This is a genomic window from Streptomyces racemochromogenes, from assembly GCF_039535215.1.
Lineage (GTDB): Bacteria > Actinomycetota > Actinomycetes > Streptomycetales > Streptomycetaceae > Streptomyces > Streptomyces racemochromogenes.
Map to the genome: position 1 here is coordinate 2,248,510 of NZ_BAAAWT010000001.1, position 17,290 is coordinate 2,265,799.

16 protein-coding genes and 2 tRNA genes are annotated in these 17,290 nt (G+C 72.4%); 8 read left to right on the forward strand and 10 right to left on the reverse strand.

Annotation, left to right across the window (positions count from 1 at the left end; translation table 11 throughout):
* Positions 1–6 precede the first annotated feature (6 nt).
* The 4 genes from ABD973_RS10125 to ABD973_RS10140 all read left to right on the forward strand — a co-directional run bounded on the left by ABD973_RS10125 (position 7) and on the right by ABD973_RS10140 (position 3,605).
* Positions 7–720: a M50 family metallopeptidase gene (locus tag ABD973_RS10125; protein ID WP_125822448.1), complete on the forward strand. Its 714-nt coding sequence runs from the start codon at positions 7–9 to the stop codon at positions 718–720.
* Between the two features lie 53 nt (positions 721–773).
* Positions 774–2,132: a 3-phosphoshikimate 1-carboxyvinyltransferase gene (aroA, locus tag ABD973_RS10130; protein ID WP_125594290.1), complete on the forward strand. Its 1,359-nt coding sequence runs from the start codon at positions 774–776 to the stop codon at positions 2,130–2,132.
* 10 nt (positions 2,133–2,142) lie between these two features.
* Positions 2,143–3,153, forward strand: a complete 1,011-nt coding sequence (gene rsgA / locus ABD973_RS10135) for a ribosome small subunit-dependent GTPase A (RefSeq protein WP_125594291.1) — start codon at positions 2,143–2,145, stop codon at positions 3,151–3,153.
* Between the two features lie 128 nt (positions 3,154–3,281).
* Entirely contained in the window at positions 3,282–3,605 is a 324-nt protein-coding gene (locus tag ABD973_RS10140; RefSeq protein WP_007266432.1) for a DMT family transporter, read from the forward strand.
* Here the strand turns inward: ABD973_RS10140 and ABD973_RS10145 are convergent.
* A complete protein-coding gene (locus ABD973_RS10145; RefSeq protein WP_125594292.1) occupies positions 3,571–4,137 on the reverse strand; it encodes a TetR/AcrR family transcriptional regulator in 567 nt (188 codons plus the stop codon). The genes ABD973_RS10140 and ABD973_RS10145 overlap by 35 nt on opposite strands.
* Positions 4,138–4,273: 136 nt before the next feature.
* On the opposite strand from ABD973_RS10145, the gene hisN reads away from it, so the two are divergent.
* Entirely contained in the window at positions 4,274–5,080 is an 807-nt protein-coding gene (gene hisN, locus ABD973_RS10150) for a histidinol-phosphatase (RefSeq protein WP_125594293.1), read from the forward strand.
* A gap of 203 nt (positions 5,081–5,283) precedes the next feature.
* On the forward strand, positions 5,284–5,676 hold the full coding sequence (locus ABD973_RS10155; protein WP_125594294.1) for a CBS domain-containing protein: 393 nt from the start codon (positions 5,284–5,286) through the stop codon (positions 5,674–5,676).
* Between the two features lie 83 nt (positions 5,677–5,759).
* Here ABD973_RS10155 and ABD973_RS10160 read toward each other — a convergent pair whose 3' ends face one another.
* Positions 5,760–7,229, reverse strand: coding sequence for a catalase (locus ABD973_RS10160; protein WP_125822447.1), 1,470 nt, complete (start codon positions 7,227–7,229; stop codon positions 5,760–5,762).
* A gap of 128 nt (positions 7,230–7,357) precedes the next feature.
* On the opposite strand from ABD973_RS10160, the gene ABD973_RS10165 reads away from it, so the two are divergent.
* Positions 7,358–7,774, forward strand: a complete 417-nt coding sequence (locus ABD973_RS10165; RefSeq protein ID WP_125822446.1) for a Fur family transcriptional regulator — start codon at positions 7,358–7,360, stop codon at positions 7,772–7,774.
* A gap of 142 nt (positions 7,775–7,916) precedes the next feature.
* On the opposite strand, the gene ABD973_RS10170 is transcribed toward ABD973_RS10165, so the two are convergent.
* The 4 genes from ABD973_RS10170 to ABD973_RS10185 all read right to left on the reverse strand — a co-directional run bounded on the left by ABD973_RS10170 (position 7,917) and on the right by ABD973_RS10185 (position 13,171).
* A tRNA-Met gene (locus ABD973_RS10170) sits at positions 7,917–7,990 on the reverse strand.
* A gap of 75 nt (positions 7,991–8,065) precedes the next feature.
* A complete protein-coding gene (locus ABD973_RS10175; protein WP_345499893.1) occupies positions 8,066–9,937 on the reverse strand; it encodes a tetratricopeptide repeat protein in 1,872 nt (623 codons plus the stop codon).
* Between the two features lie 213 nt (positions 9,938–10,150).
* Positions 10,151–10,224 (reverse strand) — tRNA-Met (locus ABD973_RS10180).
* A gap of 58 nt (positions 10,225–10,282) precedes the next feature.
* Positions 10,283–13,171: a UPF0182 family membrane protein gene (locus ABD973_RS10185; RefSeq protein WP_241253596.1), complete on the reverse strand. Its 2,889-nt coding sequence runs from the start codon at positions 13,169–13,171 to the stop codon at positions 10,283–10,285.
* Positions 13,172–13,297: 126 nt separating this feature from the next.
* Between ABD973_RS10185 and ABD973_RS10190 the strand changes: the two genes are divergently transcribed.
* A complete protein-coding gene (locus ABD973_RS10190) occupies positions 13,298–13,867 on the forward strand; it encodes a PPA1309 family protein (RefSeq protein WP_125594298.1) in 570 nt (189 codons plus the stop codon).
* A gap of 22 nt (positions 13,868–13,889) precedes the next feature.
* On the opposite strand, the gene ABD973_RS10195 is transcribed toward ABD973_RS10190, so the two are convergent.
* The 4 genes from ABD973_RS10195 to ABD973_RS10210 all read right to left on the reverse strand — a co-directional run bounded on the left by ABD973_RS10195 (position 13,890) and on the right by ABD973_RS10210 (position 17,275).
* Positions 13,890–14,978, reverse strand: a complete 1,089-nt coding sequence (locus ABD973_RS10195) for a YlbL family protein (protein ID WP_125822444.1) — start codon at positions 14,976–14,978, stop codon at positions 13,890–13,892.
* A 178-nt stretch (positions 14,979–15,156) separates the two neighbouring features.
* Positions 15,157–15,354, reverse strand: a complete 198-nt coding sequence (locus ABD973_RS10200; protein ID WP_125818082.1) for a hypothetical protein — start codon at positions 15,352–15,354, stop codon at positions 15,157–15,159.
* Positions 15,355–15,512: 158 nt separating this feature from the next.
* Positions 15,513–15,974, reverse strand: a complete 462-nt coding sequence (locus ABD973_RS10205) for a molybdenum cofactor biosynthesis protein MoaE (RefSeq protein WP_125594301.1) — start codon at positions 15,972–15,974, stop codon at positions 15,513–15,515.
* Positions 15,975–16,108: 134 nt separating this feature from the next.
* Positions 16,109–17,275, reverse strand: coding sequence for an SDR family oxidoreductase (locus ABD973_RS10210; RefSeq protein ID WP_125594302.1), 1,167 nt, complete (start codon positions 17,273–17,275; stop codon positions 16,109–16,111).
* Between the last annotated feature and the right edge of the window lie 15 nt (positions 17,276–17,290).

Genomic DNA, 17,290 nt, shown 5'->3' on the forward strand with positions numbered 1-17,290 from the left:
CACTCCATGGACAGCAGCACGACGGCCGGCCTCTGGGACCGGCTCACCGGAATACAGGCCGAGCCCGCCTTCTGGCTGGTGGTGGCGACGGGACTGGCCGCGCTCGCGGTCGTGGCGCCCCGCCCGGTGTGGCTGGTGGCCCGCAACGCGATCACCATCGCGCACGAGGGCGGCCACGGGCTGCTCGCCCTGCTGACCGGGCGCCGGCTCACCGGGATCCGGCTGCACTCCGACACCAGCGGGGTCACCCTCAGCTGGGGCAAGCCGACCGGGATCGGCATGGTCCTGATGCTCGCCGCCGGCTACACGGCGCCCGCGCTGCTGGGCCTGGGCGGGGCGGCCCTGCTGGCGGCGCACCGGATCACCCTGCTGCTGTGGGCGGCGACCGCCCTGCTGCTGGTGATGCTGGTGATGGTCCGGAACGCGTACGGGCTGCTGACGGTGGTGCTCACCGGCGGGACCTTCCTGCTGGTGTCCTGGAAGGCGCCGGAGGCGGTGCAGGCGGCCTTCGCGTACGCGGTGGTGTGGTTCCTGCTGCTGGGCTCGGTGCGGCCGGTGTTCGAGCTCCAGGCGCAGCGCCGCGGCGGGGCGGCGCCGGAGTCCGACGCGGACCAGCTGGGCCGGCTCACGCACGTGCATCCCATCGCCTGGCTGCTCCTGTTCCACACGGTCACCCTGTGCTGCCTCATCGGCGGAGGACGCTGGCTGCTCGCCCTCTGAGACGGGGCCGCCGTCCAGATCCGGGGCCGTGGGAAGCCACTAAAGTAAGGGCCATGACCGAGACCCCCGCGCTCCACGACCTCTGGCCCGCTCCGTTCGCGGAGGCGGCCGTCCACGCCACCGTCACCGTGCCGGGGTCCAAATCGGTCACCAACCGCGCCCTCGTGCTCGCCGCCCTCGCCGCCGAGCCGGGCTGGGTGCGCCGCCCGCTGCGCTCGCGCGACTCCCAGCTGATGTCGGACGCCCTGCGGGCGCTCGGCGTCGGCATCGAGGAGACCGTCTCCTCCAGCTCCGCCGACGGCGACAGCGGCGAGGCCTGGCGGATCATCCCGGCGGCCCTGCACGGCCCCGCCACCGTCGACGTCGGCAACGCGGGCACGGTCATGCGCTTCCTGCCGCCCGTGGCCACCCTGGCCGACGGCGACATCCGCTTCGACGGCGACCCGCGCTCCTACGAGCGCCCCCTCGGCCAGGTCATCACCGCGCTGCGCGCGCTCGGTGCCCGGATCGACGACGACGGCCGGGGCGCGCTGCCCATGACCGTCCAGGGCGGCGGGGCCCTGGAGGGCGGAACGGTCGAGATCGACGCCTCCAACTCCTCCCAGTTCGTCTCGGCGCTGCTGCTGTCCGCGCCGCGCTTCAACCAGGGCGTCGAGGTCCGGCACGTGGGCGGCAGGCTGCCGTCGATGCCGCACATCCGGATGACCGTGGACATGCTGCGCGCGGCGGGCGCCCAGGTCGACACCCCCGAGGCCGGCGGCGAGAAGGACGTGTGGCGGGTGACGCCGGGCGCGCTCCTCGGCCGGGACCTGGTCGTCGAACCGGACCTGTCCAACGCCCAGCCCTTCATGGCCGCGGCGCTGATCACCGGCGGCACGGTCACCATCCCGGACTGGCCGCTGCGCACCACGCAGCCCGGTGACGCGCTGCGCGAGATCTTCACCGCGATGGGCGGCTCCTGCGAGCTGACCGAGGCGGGCCTGGTGTTCACCGGCACCGGCAAGATCCACGGCATCGACGTGGACCTGGGCGAGGTCGGCGAGCTGACCCCGGGCATCGCGGCCGTCGCCGCGCTCGCGGACTCGGAGTCGGTCCTGCGGGGCGTCGCGCACCTGCGGCTGCACGAGACGGACCGGCTGGCGGCGCTGACCGCGGAGATCAACGGTCTCGGCGGTGACGTCACCGAGACCGAGGACGGCCTGCGCATCCGCCCGCGCAAGCTGCACGGCGGCGTGTTCCACACCTACGACGACCACCGCATGGCCACGGCCGGCGCGGTGATCGGCCTGGCGGTGCCGGGTGTGGAGATCGAGAACGTGGCGACGACCGCGAAGACCCTGCCGGACTTCCCCGGGATGTGGGCCGGCATGCTCGGTCGAGCTCCGCGAGGCACGACGGGAGCGGGAGCGTAGGGGCCCGGTCATGCGCAGGTACGGCAAGCACACCGACGAGGACGACATCCGCCAGCGCCCGAACCCCAAGGGCAACCGGGCGCGGACGAACATCCGGCCCAAGCACGAGGACGCCGCGGACGGCTTCGTCCTCACCGTGGACCGCGGCAGGCTGACCTGCCTGGTCGAGGACCGCAAGATCACCGCCATGAAGGCGCGCGAGCTGGGCCGCAAGGCGGCGGTGGTCGGCGACCACGTGTCGCTCGTCGGCGACCTGTCCGGCAAGAAGGACACCCTGGCGCGGATCGTGCGGATCCAGGAGCGCAAGTCCGTGCTGCGGCGCACCGCGGACGACGACGACCCGTACGAGCGGGTGGTCGTCGCCAACGCCGACCAGCTGGCCATCGTCACGGCGCTGGCCGACCCGGAGCCGCGGCCCCGGATGATCGACCGCTGTCTGGTGGCGGCGTACGACGCGGGGCTGGAGCCCCTGCTGGTCCTGACCAAGTCCGACCTGACCTCCGCGGACAAGATCCTGGAGGTGTACTCGACCTTCGGCCTGGACTACGTGGTCACCAACCGCGAGGAGCTGGAGACGGGCGACGCGGCCGAGCGGGTGCGCGAGCGCCTGGAGGGCCGGATCACCGCGTTCGTCGGCCACTCCGGGGTCGGCAAGACGACCCTGGTGAACTCGCTCGTCGCCGAGGGCCGCCAGCGGGCCACCGGCCACGTCAACGCCGTGACCGGCCGCGGCCGGCACACCACCACCTCGGCGCTCGCGCTGCCGCTGCCCTCCGGGGACGGCTGGGTCATCGACACCCCGGGCGTGCGCTCCTTCGGGCTGCACCACGTGGACCCGTCCCGGGTGGTCCTGGCCTTCCCGGATCTGGTGCCGGGCACGGAGGAGTGCCCGCGCGCGTGCAGCCACGACGAGCAGGACTGCGCGCTGGACCGGTGGGTGGAGGAGGGCCACGCGGACCCCGCGCGGCTGTACTCGCTGCGGCGGCTGCTGCGGACCCGCGAGCGCCGCGAGGGCGACTGACCGCGGTCCGGCGCCGTGCCGTCCGGCGCCGGGCTGACCGTCCGGCGGGGTTTGCCGCCGGCCGCGTCTGGTAAATGCATAATCGCACCAAGTGGCGCCGAGTCACCTGACGCGGGGAGGCGTACGCCATGGCGTGGCTGCTGGTCGTGGTCGCCGGGATCCTGGAGACGGGCTTCGCGGTCTGCCTCAAGCTCTCCCACGGGTTCACCCGGCTGTGGCCGACGATCGCCTTCGCGTGCTTCGCCCTCGGCAGCTTCGGGCTGCTGACCCTGGCGCTGAAGAAGCTGGACGTGGGTCCGGCGTACGCGGTGTGGACGGGCATCGGGGCGGCCGGGACGGCGATCTACGGCATGGTCTTCCTGGGCGACCTGGTCTCCACCCTCAAACTCGTCTCGATCACCCTGGTGATCCTCGGGGTCATCGGCCTCCAGCTCTCCGGTTCGGCACACTGAGCAGCCGCAGCAGTTCCACCGCCGCCGGCTCCTGGCCCGGCTCCCCCGGCGCGACCACGTAGGACAGCGCGAGCCGTACCGCGAGCTCGCAGCGGCGGGCCGGCTCCTGCGGCAGCGCGGCGGCGGCCCGGTCGCGGGCCGCACGGGTCAGCTCCCCCGGCCCGAGCGCCTGCCGTCCCCCGGCCGGGGGCGGCGAGGGCAGGCCCGGCCCCCAGGAGCCCGTCAGCAGGGCCCGTACGAGGACCCGGGCGCGGGCCGCCCGTACGGTCCACTCGGCGACGGCGGCGAGCCGCTCGGCGGAACCGCGCGCGGCGGGGGCGGCCAGCGCCCGCTCCACCCCGTCGAGGTACCACTCGGCGGCGCGGCGTACCAGGGCCCGGCCCAGGCCCGCCTTGCCGCCGAACTCGTTGTAGAGGGTCTGTCGCGACACCCCGGCGGCGGCCGCGACCTCGACCATCCGCACGGCCGGCCAGGGCCGTGCGGCCAGTGCGGCCTCGGCCGCCTGCAGCAGGGACTCACGGGCCGTCGGCATCGCCACCTCCCCGCTGGGTTCGCCCGCCGCACATCCCCACCAGGGTTGACGGACCGCCAGATCCCGTCAAGGGCGCATCCCGGCCGCACTGTGGACTGCGCCCACCGGGCCCGGCGACTCTCGGTACTGTTCGGTCATGTCCACATATGCCGATGACCTGCGCCTCGCCCTCGAACTCGCCGACGCGGCGGACGCCACCACGATGCAGCGCTTCCGCGCCCTCGACCTCCAGGTCGAGACGAAGCCGGACATGACGCCGGTGACCGAGGCCGACCGGGCCGCCGAGGAGGTCGTCCGGGCCGGGATCGAGGCCGCGCGCCCCGACGACGCGATCCTCGGCGAGGAGTACGGGCTGAAGGGCGGCGGGCCGCGCCGGTGGGTCGTGGACCCGATCGACGGCACGAAGAACTACGTGCGCGGGGTCCCGGTCTGGGCGACGCTGATCTCCCTGATGGAGGAGGGCGCGGACGGGGTGTTCCGCCCGGTCGTCGGCGTGGTGTCGGCCCCGGCGCTGGGCCGCCGCTGGTGGGCCTCGGAGGGCGGCGGCGCCTTCGCGGGCGGCGCGCTGGGTGAGCCGGCCGGGCCGGTGTCGGTGTCGAAGGTGGCCTCCCTGGGCGACGCCTCGTTCGCGTACTCCTCGCTGGGCGGCTGGGAGGAGCAGGGCCGGCTCGCGGGCTTCCTGGACCTGACGCGCGCGTGCTGGCGTACGCGGGCGTACGGCGATTTCTGGCCGTACATGATGGTCGCGGAGGGCTCGCTCGACCTGTGCGCCGAGCCGGAGCTGAACCTGTGGGACATGGCCGCCGTCGCGGTCGTGGTCCAGGAGGCGGGCGGCCGGTTCACCAGCCTGGACGGGGTGGACGGGGTGGACGGCGGCAACGCGGTGGCCTCGAACGGCCTGCTGCACGACGAGATGCTCGGGTACCTGAACCGCGGGGCCTGACGCCACCGCGGGACCGAGGCCGCAGACCGGGGGCACGCCCGGCGCCCTCGCGCGCCGAGCGTGCCCTCTTGATGACTTTCCGTGTCCGTGGGAATCTGAGCATCCCCCCGCTTGTGCGCTTGTGAACGTCTTCTCTAAGTGGAGGACCTTCGCGCGCCGCACCCCACCCAGGCGGGGGCTCACCCCAGGAGGTGGCTCTCCCCATGCTCGTCCGCGACGCCATGAGCACCGTGATCCTCACCCTCGGACCCGCGCACTCCCTCCGTCAGGCGGCCTGCCTGATGTCCGGCCGGCGCGTCGGCGCGGCCGTCGTCCTCGACCCCGACCACAGCGGCATCGGCATCCTGACCGAGCGCGACATCCTGAACTCGATCGGCGCCGGCCACGACCCCGACCGGGAGTCCGTGGGCGCCCACACCACGAACAACGTCGTCTTCTGCACCCCCGACGCGACCGTGCAGGAGGCCGCGGAGGCCATGGTCCACGGCGGTTTCCGGCACCTGATCGTGCTGGAGGAGGGCGGCCCGGTCGGCATCGTCTCCGTCCGCGACGTCATCCGCTGCTGGGTACCGGCCCGCCGGGCCGTGCCCGCGTAGCCGGCCCCGGTACGGGAACGGCAGCGGGCCGGAACCCCACGAGGGGTTCCGGCCCGCTGTCCCGCCACGGCGGGCGGCCCGCGTCAGCCGCGGAGGGCCTGGACCGCGGCTTCGAGCCGCTTGCCGAAGTCGGCGTCCGCGCGGCGGAAGTTGTCGACGGCGCGCTCGACGATCTCGTCGCGGGAGACCTTGGCGATGAAGCCCGACAGGTTCTCGATCAGACGGGACTTCTCGTCCTCCGAGAAGAGCCGGTAGAGGTCGCCCGCCTGGACGAAGTCGTCGTCCTCGGAGTGCGAGGGGGTGGCGTGGTTGCCGGTGCCGCCGGTGACGGGGGTGGGCTCCCACAGCGGGCGGCCGGTCTGGGCGGGGCCGCCGAAGCTGTTGGGCTCGTAGTTCTTGGAGCCCTTGTGGCGGCCGTCGTACAGGGAGCCGTCACGGGAGTTGGTGCGCGCCTCGGTGGCGTGCGGGCGGTTCACCGGGAGGTGGTCGGCGTTGATGCCGACGCGGTAGCGGTGGGCGTCGCCGTACGCGAAGAGGCGGCCCTGGAGCATCTTGTCCGGGGACGGACCGATGCCGGGGACGAAGTGCGCCGGGGAGAAGATGGACTGCTCGACCTCGGCGAAGACGTTCTCCGGGTTGCGGTTGAGCTCCAGCTTGCCGATCTCGATCGGCGGGTAGTCCTCGTGCGGCCACACCTTGGTGAGGTCGAACGGGTTGAAGCGGTAGTGCGCCGCCTCGGCCGCGGGCATGATCTGGACCTGCACGGTCCAGGTCGGGAAGTCGCCGCGCTCGATGGACTCGCGCAGGTCGCGCTGGTGGGAGTCCGGGTCCTCGCCGGCCAGCCGGTTGGCCTCGGCCTGGGTGAGGTTCTTGATGCCCTGGTCGGTCTTGAAGTGGTACTTGACCCAGAAGACCTCGCCGGCCTCGTTGTTCCACTGGAACGTGTGCGAGCCGTAGCCGTTCATGTGGCGGTAGGACGCCGGTATGCCGCGGTCGCCGAACAGCCAGGTCACCTGGTGGGTGGACTCGGGCGACAGGCCCCAGAAGTCCCAGACGTTGTCCGCCTCCTGGGAGCCCGTGTACGGGTCGCGCTTCTGGGTGTGGATGAAGTCGGGGAACTTGATGGCGTCCCGGATGAAGAAGACCGGGGTGTTGTTGCCGACGAGGTCGTAGTTGCCCTCTTCGGTGTAGAACTTCAGCGCCCAGCCGCGCGGGTCACGGCGCGCGTCGGCGCCGCCGAGGCTGTCCGCGACGGTGGAGAAGCGCAGGAACGTTTCGGTCTGCTTGCCGACCTCGGAGAGGAACTTCGCACGCGTGTAGCGCGTGACGTCCGCCGTCACGGTGAAGGTGCCGTAGGCGCCTGCGCCGCGGGCGTGCACCACGCGCTCCGGGATGCGCTCGCGGTTGAAGTGGGCGAGCTTCTCCAGCAGGAGCTGGTCCTGGACCAGGACCGGACCGCCGACACCGGCCGTCTCGCTGTTCTGGTTGTCGGCGACCGGAGCCCCGGCCTCCGTGGTGAGCGGTCCCTGCGTCACGTGCGCCTCCTGCGTCATTCGCGCCTGTCCTGTCCTCGGCGTTTGTCGTACTCGATCCTACGATGGACTTTGTCTAAGTCAAGCTGATGTCCAAGTCCACACGAGTTCGGGATCTGAACTGATTCCCCACTGTTAGGCTGGCCTGTATGAGTGACCTGCTGGAACGACTCCGCGGACGCGGCTGGCGCATGACCGCCCAGCGCCGCGTCGTGGCCGAGGTGCTCGACGGTGACCACGTTCACCTGACGGCAGACGAGGTGCACGCACGCGCTGTGACCAAACTGCCCGAGATCTCGCGCGCGACGGTCTACAACACCCTGGGCGAGCTCGTGTCGATCGGCGAGGTCCTCGAGGTCTCGACGGACCGGCGGGCCAAGCGGTACGACCCGAACGCCCACCGCCCCCACCACCACCTGGTCTGCGCCCAGTGCGGCGCCATCCGGGACGTCCACCCGGCGGGCGACCCGCTGGCCGACCTGCCCGACGGCGAGCGCTTCGGCTTCGTGGTCTCGGCGGTCGAGGTGACGTACCGCGGGGTGTGCCCGACCTGCGCGGGCGCCTGACACTTCACGGCAGAAGGCCGGGAGCCCCGGGCTCCCGGCCTTCTGCGCGTTCCCGCGCGTCGTTCCCGTACTTCGCGTTCATGAACGACCCGGAAAACGACTCGAGGCCCGGATCCATGGGATCCGGGCCTCGGGCCTTCAGTAGCGGGGACAGGATTTGAACCTGCGACCTCTGGGTTATGAGCCCAGCGAGCTACCGAGCTGCTCCACCCCGCGTCGGTGAACACGACTCTACGGGAGCACACCCGGCAGATGCAAATCAGTTGTCGGGCGCCCCGGCGGGCGGCCGTCCTACGCCGACAGTTCCTCCGCCAGGGCGTCGCGCAGCCGGGCGGCGCGCTCGGCCACCTCGGCCGGGCCCAGCTCCATGGCCCGGACGCACCACTTCTGCCCCTCGGCGAGATCCCCGTGCCGGGCGGCGAGGAGCCCGAGCCGGAGCGCGGCCCTGCCGTGCCCGGCCACCGCCGCGCGGGTCCACCACAGGGCCGCCTCGGGTTCGTTGCCCTCGCGGGCCAGCAGCAGCCCGAGGTTGAAGGCGCCGTTGCGCGAGCCGGCCTCGGCCGCCTCCCGGTACCACCGGGCGGCCACCGCGAGGTCGCCCCGGGCGGCGGCGAGCATCCCGACCCGCACCTGGGCCCGGCGGTGGCCCTGCTCGGCAGCGCGGGCGTACCACTCCTCGCTCTCGCTGCGGGCGGCCCCGCCGACGGGCTCGCCCAGGGCCACCGGCTCCGGCGGAGGGGCCAGCGACTCCAGCAGGGCGGCCAGCCGGAAGGCCGCCTCCGCGCTGCCGCCGCCCGCCGCGCAGCGCAGGTGCCGCTCGGCGGCGCGCTCCTCGCCGTCGCGCACGAGGGCGATCCCGACCTGGAGCGCCGCGTCGGTGTGGCCGGCGGCGGCGGCCCGCTCGTACCACTTCAGGGCGGAGCGGTCCTCGTCCCGGCTGGCGAAGAGGATCCCGAGGTTGAAGGCGGCGTCGACGCTGCCGGCCTCCGCCGCCTTGGAGAACCAGGGCTCGGCGCCGGCCGCGTCCCCGGCCTGGAGCAGCATGATCGCCAGCGCGTTGGCGGCCTCGCGGTGGCCGGCGTACGCGGCGCGGCGGTACCACTGCTCGGCCTGCGCGGTCCGCTCCTGGGCGGCGCAGAGCAGGGCGAGGTTGTAGGCGCCGTTGTGGTCGCCGGCGTCCATGGCGACCCGGTACCACTTCTCGGCCGTCTGGGTCTCGCCACGGGCGGCGTGCAGCGCGCCGAGGGCGTTGGCCGCGTTGCCGTCGCCGTCCTGGGCCGCGCGGTGCCACCAGGCGGCCGCGCTGTCCTCGTCACCGGCGTCGCGCAGCAGGAAGCCGAGGGCGCAGGCGGCCCGGGCCTCCCCCTGCTTGGCGGAGCTCAGGTACCAGCGGCCGGCCTCCTTCAGCTCGCCGCGCGCCTCCAGCAGGGCGCCCAGGTGCAGGCCGGCGCGGCGGTGTCCGCGCGCGGCGGCCTGGCGGTACCACTGCTCGGCCTCGGCGGGGTCGCCCTTGCGCAGGTGGCGGGCGAGCCGGTACGCGGCCTCGCGGTGCCCCTGCTCGGCGGCGGCCCGGAACCAGCGCTCGACGCCCTTGTCCCCGCGGTGTTCCAGCAGGTCGGCCAGCCCGTACGCGCCCAGGGCGTGCCCGGACTCGGCCGCCTGGCGCAGCCAGTACTCGGCGGCGGGCTCGTCCCCGCGCTCGCGGTAGTGGCGGCCCAGGGCGTGCGCTGCGGGGGCGGATCCGGCGACGGCGGCGACCCGCCACCAGCCGGCGGCCTCGTCGGGGTAGCCGCGCTGGAGGAGCAGGACCCCGAGGTTGTTGGCGGCGGCACGGTCGCCGGCGCCGGTGGCGCCGCGCAGGTAGGGCTCGGCCCCCGCCAGGTCGCCACGGCGCAGCAGCAGCGCGCCGAGCACGCTCATGGCGCCGGGGTCGCCCTTGTCGGCGGCCACACGGTGGCGGGCCTCCAGCTCGGCGTCGGTGGCGCCCTCGGCGTCCCCGAAGGCTTCTGCCGCGCTGTGCTTGTCCAAGAAATCCGCATCGGTCAGTGCGGTCTGCGCGTTAACAGTCGGAGCGGCCTCGCCCGTTCCCACGCCCGACTCGGCCTCCGCCCTCACAAACCGCCCTGTCTCCAGCAGAGTTGACCTGTCCCCCATAAATCCCATCGTCGCATCACCTGCTACCCGCGTACACCTGGTATGTCGCAGCCAGTGAGGTCACTACAGCGTTTTGTCGACATGCCCACAGAGAGACAAGTCAAACACGCTCGCCCCCCAACTCACCCGCCCCAGTGACCCCGTGTCTCCCCCCAGCACCTTTTCGGTGCTCCGGACATGACGAAGGCCCGGATCCCATTGGATCCGGGCCTTCGTCTTCAGTAGCGGGGACAGGATTTGAACCTGCGACCTCTGGGTTATGAGCCCAGCGAGCTACCGAGCTGCTCCACCCCGCGTCGGTGAAACCACAGTATCACGACGCGGGACGGAACCATTACGCGGTTTCCGCGCCGCCTAGCCGCCCGGCTTGGGCGCCGTCAGCTTCGCCTCCGCGTCGATCGCCCGCTTCAGCGCCGCCTGGAGGTCGTTCTGCGCCTTGCCGTACGCGGCCCAGTCGCCCGCCTTCATCGCCTTGTCGGCCTCCTCGACCGCCTTCTGGGCGTCGGCGAGGGCCGCCTTGACCGTCGGGTCCTGCGCGGTCGGCGGGGTGTTCGGGTTCGTCGGCGTGGTCGGGTTCGTCGGCGTGGTCGGCGGCACCGGCGTGGTCGGGGCCTCGGCTCCGAAGACCACGTTCAGCGCCTTCTCCAGGGTGTCCTCGAAAGCCGTCTGGCCGCCGTAGGTCACCAGCACCTTGCGCAGCAGCGGGTACTTCAGCCCGGAGCTGCGCACGTACACCGGCTCCACGTAGAGCATTCCGCCGTCCATCGGGACCGCGAGCAGGTTGCCGTACTCGATCTCCGAGTCGCCGCCGCGCAGCAGCCGGATCGACTCGGCGATCTTCGGCTCCGACTGGAACTTGCTCTGGACCTGGCCGGGGCCGTCCGGGGGCTTGCTCGTCGGCATCTTCAGGATGCGGATCTTGCCGTAGTCCGGGGTCCCGGGGTCGGCGTTCACCGCCATGAAGGCGCTCAGGTTGGGCCGCTCGTTCGGCGTGAAGGTCGTCGTGAGCGAGAAGACCTGGTCCTTCTCCGTCTGGCCCGGCATCTTCATCGACAGGTAGTACGGCGGGACCGCCGTGCCGGCCTTGGTCGTCGGGTCGTCCGGGACGGCCCAGGCCTCACTGCCGCTGAGGAAGGTCTGCGGGTCCGTGACGTGGTACCGGGTCAGCAGCTCGCGCTGGACCTTGAAGAGGTCCTGCGGGTAGCGCATGTGGTCCATGAGCGGCTTGGAGATCTCGCTCTTGGGCTTCACCGTGCCCGGGAACGCCTTCATCCAGGTCTTCAGGACCGGGTCCTTGGTGTCCCACTGGTACAGGTCGACCGTGCCGTCGTACGCGTCGACGGTGGCCTTCACCGAGTTGCGGATGTAGTTGACCTGGTTCTCCTGGGCGACCACCGCGCGCTGGCTGTTGGTCAGCGAGTCCGCGGTGCTCTGTCCCAGCGTGGTGCGGGAGGCGTACGGGTAGCCGTTGGTCGTCGTGTAGGCGTCGACGATCCACTTGATCCGGCCGTCGACGACGGCCGGGTACGGGGCCCCGTCGATGGTCAGCCAGGGCGCGACGGCCTCGACGCGGTCCTTGGGGGTGCGGTTGTACAGGATCCGCGAGCCGTCGCCGATGGCGCCGGAGTAGAGGATCTGCGGCTCGCTGAAGGCGAGCGCGTACGCGGCGCGGTTGACCGGGTTGTCCAGGTTGACCCCGGAGTTGCCCTTGTAGCTGGTCTCCTTCTCGCCCTTGTCGTCCGAGTAGTCGAGCTCCTTCTGCGGACCGCCGACGATCGAGTACTGCTTCGTCTGCTCGCCGTAGTAGACGCGCTGCTCGAAGTCCGTGCCGAACATGCCCTTGGAGGGCAGGTCCGACTGCGTGAAGTCCGGGGCGCCGTCCTTGACGGTGGTGCCCTTGGCCGCGACCACCCCGTAGCCGTGGGTGTACTTGAAGTGGTCGTTGATCCAGTTGTTCTTCGGGATGCCGCCGATGTTCAGCTCGCGCAGCCCGATGACCGTGTCCTGGCCGGCGTACCGGTCGACCGCCAGCGTGGACGGGAAGCCGTAGTAGCCCTTGACCTGCTGGAGCTGCTGGAAGGCGGGCGAGACGATGTTCGGGTCGAGCAGGCGCAGGCTGGCCGTGGTGTCGGCCACCGACCGCAGCTTGGTGCGGTCATCGGTCTGCGGGACGCCCGGGTAGTCCTTCACGTCGGCCCCGTCGATGCCGTAGGCGTCGCGCGTGGCCTTGATGTTCTTCTCGACGTACGGCGATTCCTTGGCCTGCTCGTTCGGCTGGACCTGGAACTTCTGGACGATCGCCGGGTACAGCCCGCCGATCAGGATCGCCGAGAGGACCATCAGGCCGAAGCCGATGACCGGCAGCTGCCAGGTGCGCCGCCACAGGGTGGCGAAGAACAGCACCGCGCAGATCGCCGCGATGGCGACGAGGATCGTCTTCGCCGGCAGGTAGGCGTTGGCGTCGACGTAGCGCAGGCCGGTCCAGTTGTCGGCGGCCTTGAAGTCGCTGGACTTCACGGCGAGGCCGTAGCGGTCCAGCCAGTACGCGACGGCCTTCAGGGTGACGAACAGGCCGAGCAGCACCGACAGGTGGCCGGTCGCCGCGGCGGTGGCCCGGGCACCCGGGCTGGTCACGCGCAGGCCGCCGTACAGGTAGTGCACGACGACGGCGGCGATCACGGAGAGCACGACGGCCGCGAAGCCGAAGCCGAGGAGGAAGCGGTACCAGGGCAGGTCGAAGGTGTAGAACGACACGTCCAGGTGGAACTGGGGGTCCTTCGTGCCGAAGGGCACCCCGTTCACGTACATCAGCCAGGTCTTCCACTGGCCGGCCGCCGAGGCGCCCGCGATCAGACCGACGATCGCCGCGATGGCCAGGAGCAGCCACTTCTTGTACGGGGCGACGCTCATCCGGTAGCGGTCGAGGCTCTGCTGCTCCATCGACATCGCGCTGAGCGGCGGCCGCAGCCGGTACGCCAGCCAGATGTTCAGCCCGACCGCACCGGCCATCAGCAGGCCGAAGACGGCGAAGAGGCCGATCTTGGTCCACAGGGTGGTGGTGAAGACGGAGGAGTACTTGACGGAGCGGAACCAGAGCCAGTCCGTCCAGAACCCGGCGAACATGATGAACGCCATGGCCAGGACGGCAAGGACGCCCAGTGTCGTCAGAAGAGTCCGGGCGCGCCGGGAGGGGCGGCCGACTCTCATCCGTGGCCCGGAGGGGCCTCCGCCGCGGTCCGGCATCTGGAAAGCCAAGGTGCGCACCTCGAAAGTCGCTGTGTCTGGTCCTGGGCCCACGATCGTAGGGCCCACTCATGCAACTTACTGAGGCTTTAGTCAGTTCCCGGTATCGGGGGGAAAGGAGGCAGGATGTTGTCCATGTCCAACCTTTCGCCCTCCCCCGGCACCCCCATGGCGGCCAGTCCGCTGACCCGCGCCGTCCTCGAGATCGACGAGTACGCCTCCACCCTCGGCTGGGACAAGCCGGCCCGCCTCTTCGCCCTGGTCGACACGGCCCGCCTGCGCCGGCAGGAGCCCCGGCTCGCCGGGCAGCTCGGCCTGGACCAGGACGACGCCGGCAAGAGCCAGCTCACCCCGATCGAGCAGGACGAGGTGCCGGCCGGGACCCCGCTGGACAAGTTCCTGGGCACCATCGCCTGGCCCGACGCGGTCGTCGGCTGCGCCCTGACGGTGGAGCGGCTGATGCTGCCGCCGTCCGCGGAGGCCTCCGTGCCGGTCGGGCTGAACGACAAGCAGCTGACCAAGTGGGTCGCCGCCCACCCCGAGCGGCAGGAGGTGCGCCTCACGGTGGGCGTCCTGCGCGACGGCTCGCGCGAGTCGGCCGTGCGGCTGCGGGACAAGGACTCCTCCACCGAGGTGCTGACCGGCGCGGGCCTGGTGCCGGGCCTGGCCGACGCGCTGGCGGCGACCCTGGCCTAGTTCCGCCGCGGGTGGGGCGCGGTCAGGACGCGGTGCACTTCGGCAGTCCGGCCGTGTCCCCCTTGCCGATCTTCTCCAGGGCCTTGGTGGCGTCCCCGATGGTGGAGACCTTCACGAGGGTCAGGCCCTCGGGGGTGTGCCGGGCCGCCGAGGCGCAGTTCTCGGCCGGGGTCAGGAAGTACTCGGCCCCGGCGTTGCGGGCGCCGATGGTCTTCATCTGGATGCCGCCGATGGGGCCGACCTTGCCCTCGTCGTCGATGGTGCCGGTGCCCGCGATGAACTTGCCGCCCGTGAGGTTCTCGGGGGTGAGCTTGTCGACGATGCCGAGGGCGAACATCAGGCCGGCGCTCGGGCCGCCGACGTCGGCGAGCTTGATGTCGATCGGGAACGGGAAGGTGTGGTCGGTCCCGGCCCGGATGCCGACGATGGCGTGGCCGTCGCCCTCCGCCTTGCCCGCGGTGACGGTGACCTTCGCGCTGCCGGTGGGCTCGCGGTTCGCCTTCTCGGCCTCGGCCGCCTCGGCGGCGGGCACGATGGTGAACTCGACGGGCTCGCCGGGCTTGTGCTTGGTCACGAGCTTGGCGACGTCCCCGGGCACGGTGACGGGGGTGCCGTCCACCGCCTTGACCACGTCCCCGGCGTGCAGCCGGCCCTCGGAGGGGCTGCCCTTGACGACGGTGGAGACGACGACGCGGGCGGTGACCGGGATGCCGAGCTGCTTGAGGGCGGCCACCTTGGCGCTCTCCTGCGACTGGCTGAACTCCTCGGCGTTCTCCTGGGTCGATTCCTTGTCCGTCTTGCCGTTCGGGTAGAGGTTCTCGTGCGGGACGACGATGTTGTCGCCGGCCACCCAGCCGTAGACCGCTTCCAGCAGGTTCATGTCGTAGTCGGCGCCGGTGACGCGGACGGTGGTCATGTTGAGGTGGCCGCTGGTGGGGTACGTCTGGTGCCCCGAGATGCTCAGCACCGGCTCGCCGCGCGAGTCGCCCAGCGTGTTCACGGTCGGGCCCGGGCTCATCTCGGAGTACGGGACCTTGATGAAGACGCCCGCGCAGAGCAGCGCGAACAGCACGAGGAAGGAAGCGAGCATCGTCGCGGTGCGGCGTGGCATGGATCGACAGTACGGGACGGCCCGGCCGGGCGGCCCGTGGGGCCGGTCCGTACGGGGCCCGCGGGCGGAACTCTCAGCGGATTCTCAGCCGGGGCCTGGTCGGAGCCCGGTCGGAGCCGGTCGGGCACGGTCCCGAGGGGGCCCGCGGGGGGACGGGGAGGGCGGGGTCCGGGACGCGTCAGACGGCGTCGGAACCGGAGTGCGCCTTTTCGTTCGTCCTCGCCCGGTCGGCCCGGTCCATGGCCTCGCGGAACCTGGCGTAGCCGGCCAGTTCGGATATGTCGCCCTGGGTGCGGTCGCGGGCCGCCCAGCTGCCCCATATCGCCGCTCCGATCGCGGCGAACAGCGGAATCAGCAGCCACACCAGTGATGCCATGAACGTGCCTCCCTGCCCCGAAAGTGCGTGTCGTTGGTGGCTTCAACGCTCGTGCCCGGAGGGGGGTTACGCAAATCGAGGGCGTGTTGCGCGGCCGAACGGGGGTGAGGCTACCGCCCGCCCGTGAGGACCCCGCGCCCGGCCCCCGCCCACCGGCCTCAGCAGGCGCCGACCCACTCCTCGGTGCCGTCGGAGAAGGTCTGGTGCTTCCAGATCGGGACCTCGTGCTTGAGGTCGTCGATCAGCATCCGGCAGGCCTCGAAGGCCTCGCCGCGGTGCGGGCAGGAGACGGCGACGATCACGGCCAGGTCGCCCACGGCGAGGTCGCCGACGCGGTGTACGGCGGCCAGCGCGCGGACCGGGTACTTCGCCACGACGCGGTCCGCGACGCGGCGCATCTCGGCCTCCGCCGTCGGGTGGCAGGAGTAGCCGAGCGAGTCGACGTCCGCTCCGCCGTCGTGGTTGCGCACCGTCCCGACGAAGAGGGTGGTGCCTCCGGTGGCGTCGTCGCCGACGGCCTTGAAGACCTCGTCGATGGAGAGCGGGGTCTCACGGATCTCGAGCAGCCGGATGGGGTCCTGGGCGGCCTGCTCGCCGGGGTGGTCGAAGTGCGGTGCCATGTTCCCCATCGTGCCCTAGCCGCCGACCCGGTGGAATAGCCGTTTCGCCCGGGGCGCGGCGCGTCGGTTGGGATCCTCCTACAGGAGACCGGCGCCGCCCCGGACCGGGCCGGTCCGGGGCCGTGTCCCGCAGGTCAGAGCCCGCGGCGGCGGCGGGCGCGGCGTACGGCGGCGGCCGCGCCGAGCAGGGCGACCGTGGCGCCGGCGGCGCCGGCGGCCGTGGCGGCGTCCTTGCGGCCGAGGCGGCGCCCGGCGACGGTGTGCCGGCCCGCGACCTCCTGGAGCAGCTCGGCCAGCACCTCCTCGTTGGTCCAGCGGGGCCGCCAGCCGGCCGCGTGCAGCCCGCTGACGCTGACCACCCACGGGTGCATGGTGTACGCGAGGTCCCCGGCCGGGGACGGGGTCAGGCCGATCCGGTGGAGCCGGGCCGCGGCGCCGAGCGCGACGGCGGAGGGCAGCTCCATGCGGCGGATGCCGCTGAGCTCCTCGACCTCCTCCTGCTCCAGCCAGCCCTCGCAGCCGACGGCGAGCTCGCCCTCGGCCTTCTCCAGGGCGGCGTACTCCAGGGCGCTGACCAGGTCCTCGACGTGGCAGAACTGCCAGGTGGGCCGGGATCCGGCGACGACGAGCAGGCGCGGGGACTCGAAGTACCGGGTGAGGGCGGTGTCCGTGCCGCCGACCAGGATGGCGGGGCGGACGACGGTCACGTTCAGGCCGGGGTGGGCACGGGGGGCGCGGCGGCCCAGGCGCTCGATCTCCAGCAGGTCGCCGACGCCGGTGGCCTCGGCGGTGGCGCGCAGCTCGGAGTCCTCCGAGAGCGGGATGTCGTTGTCCGGCAGGGCCCCGTAGACCATCGCCGAGGTGCACAGCACGACCCGGTGCACGCCGGCCGCGGCGGCGGCCGTGAGCACGGTCTGGGTGCCGCGCACGTTGTAGGCGGTGCGGGCGGCCGGGTCCGTCTCCAGGTCGAGGTCGAGCGCGAGGTGGACGACGACGTCCGCGCCGCGCAGCTTCTCGGCGATGGCGGGGTCCCGGACGTCCAGGACGTGCCACTGGGCGGCGGCGCAGTCCCCGCGCCGCTCGTCGATGGCCACGACCTGCTTGACCTCGTCGGATTCGACGAGGCGGCTCACCAGGGCGGCGCCGACCCCCGACGCGGCGCCGGTCACCGCGATCACGGGGCTCGGCCGGCGCGGGCCGGCCGGGTTTCGCGGCTGGCGAACGCCGGGGGCGCGGTCGTCGTGCTCAGGGCGGTTTTCGGCGTCGTGCGGCGCGCGAGCCTGCGGATCTGGGGAACTCACCGGGCGTCTCCAGCG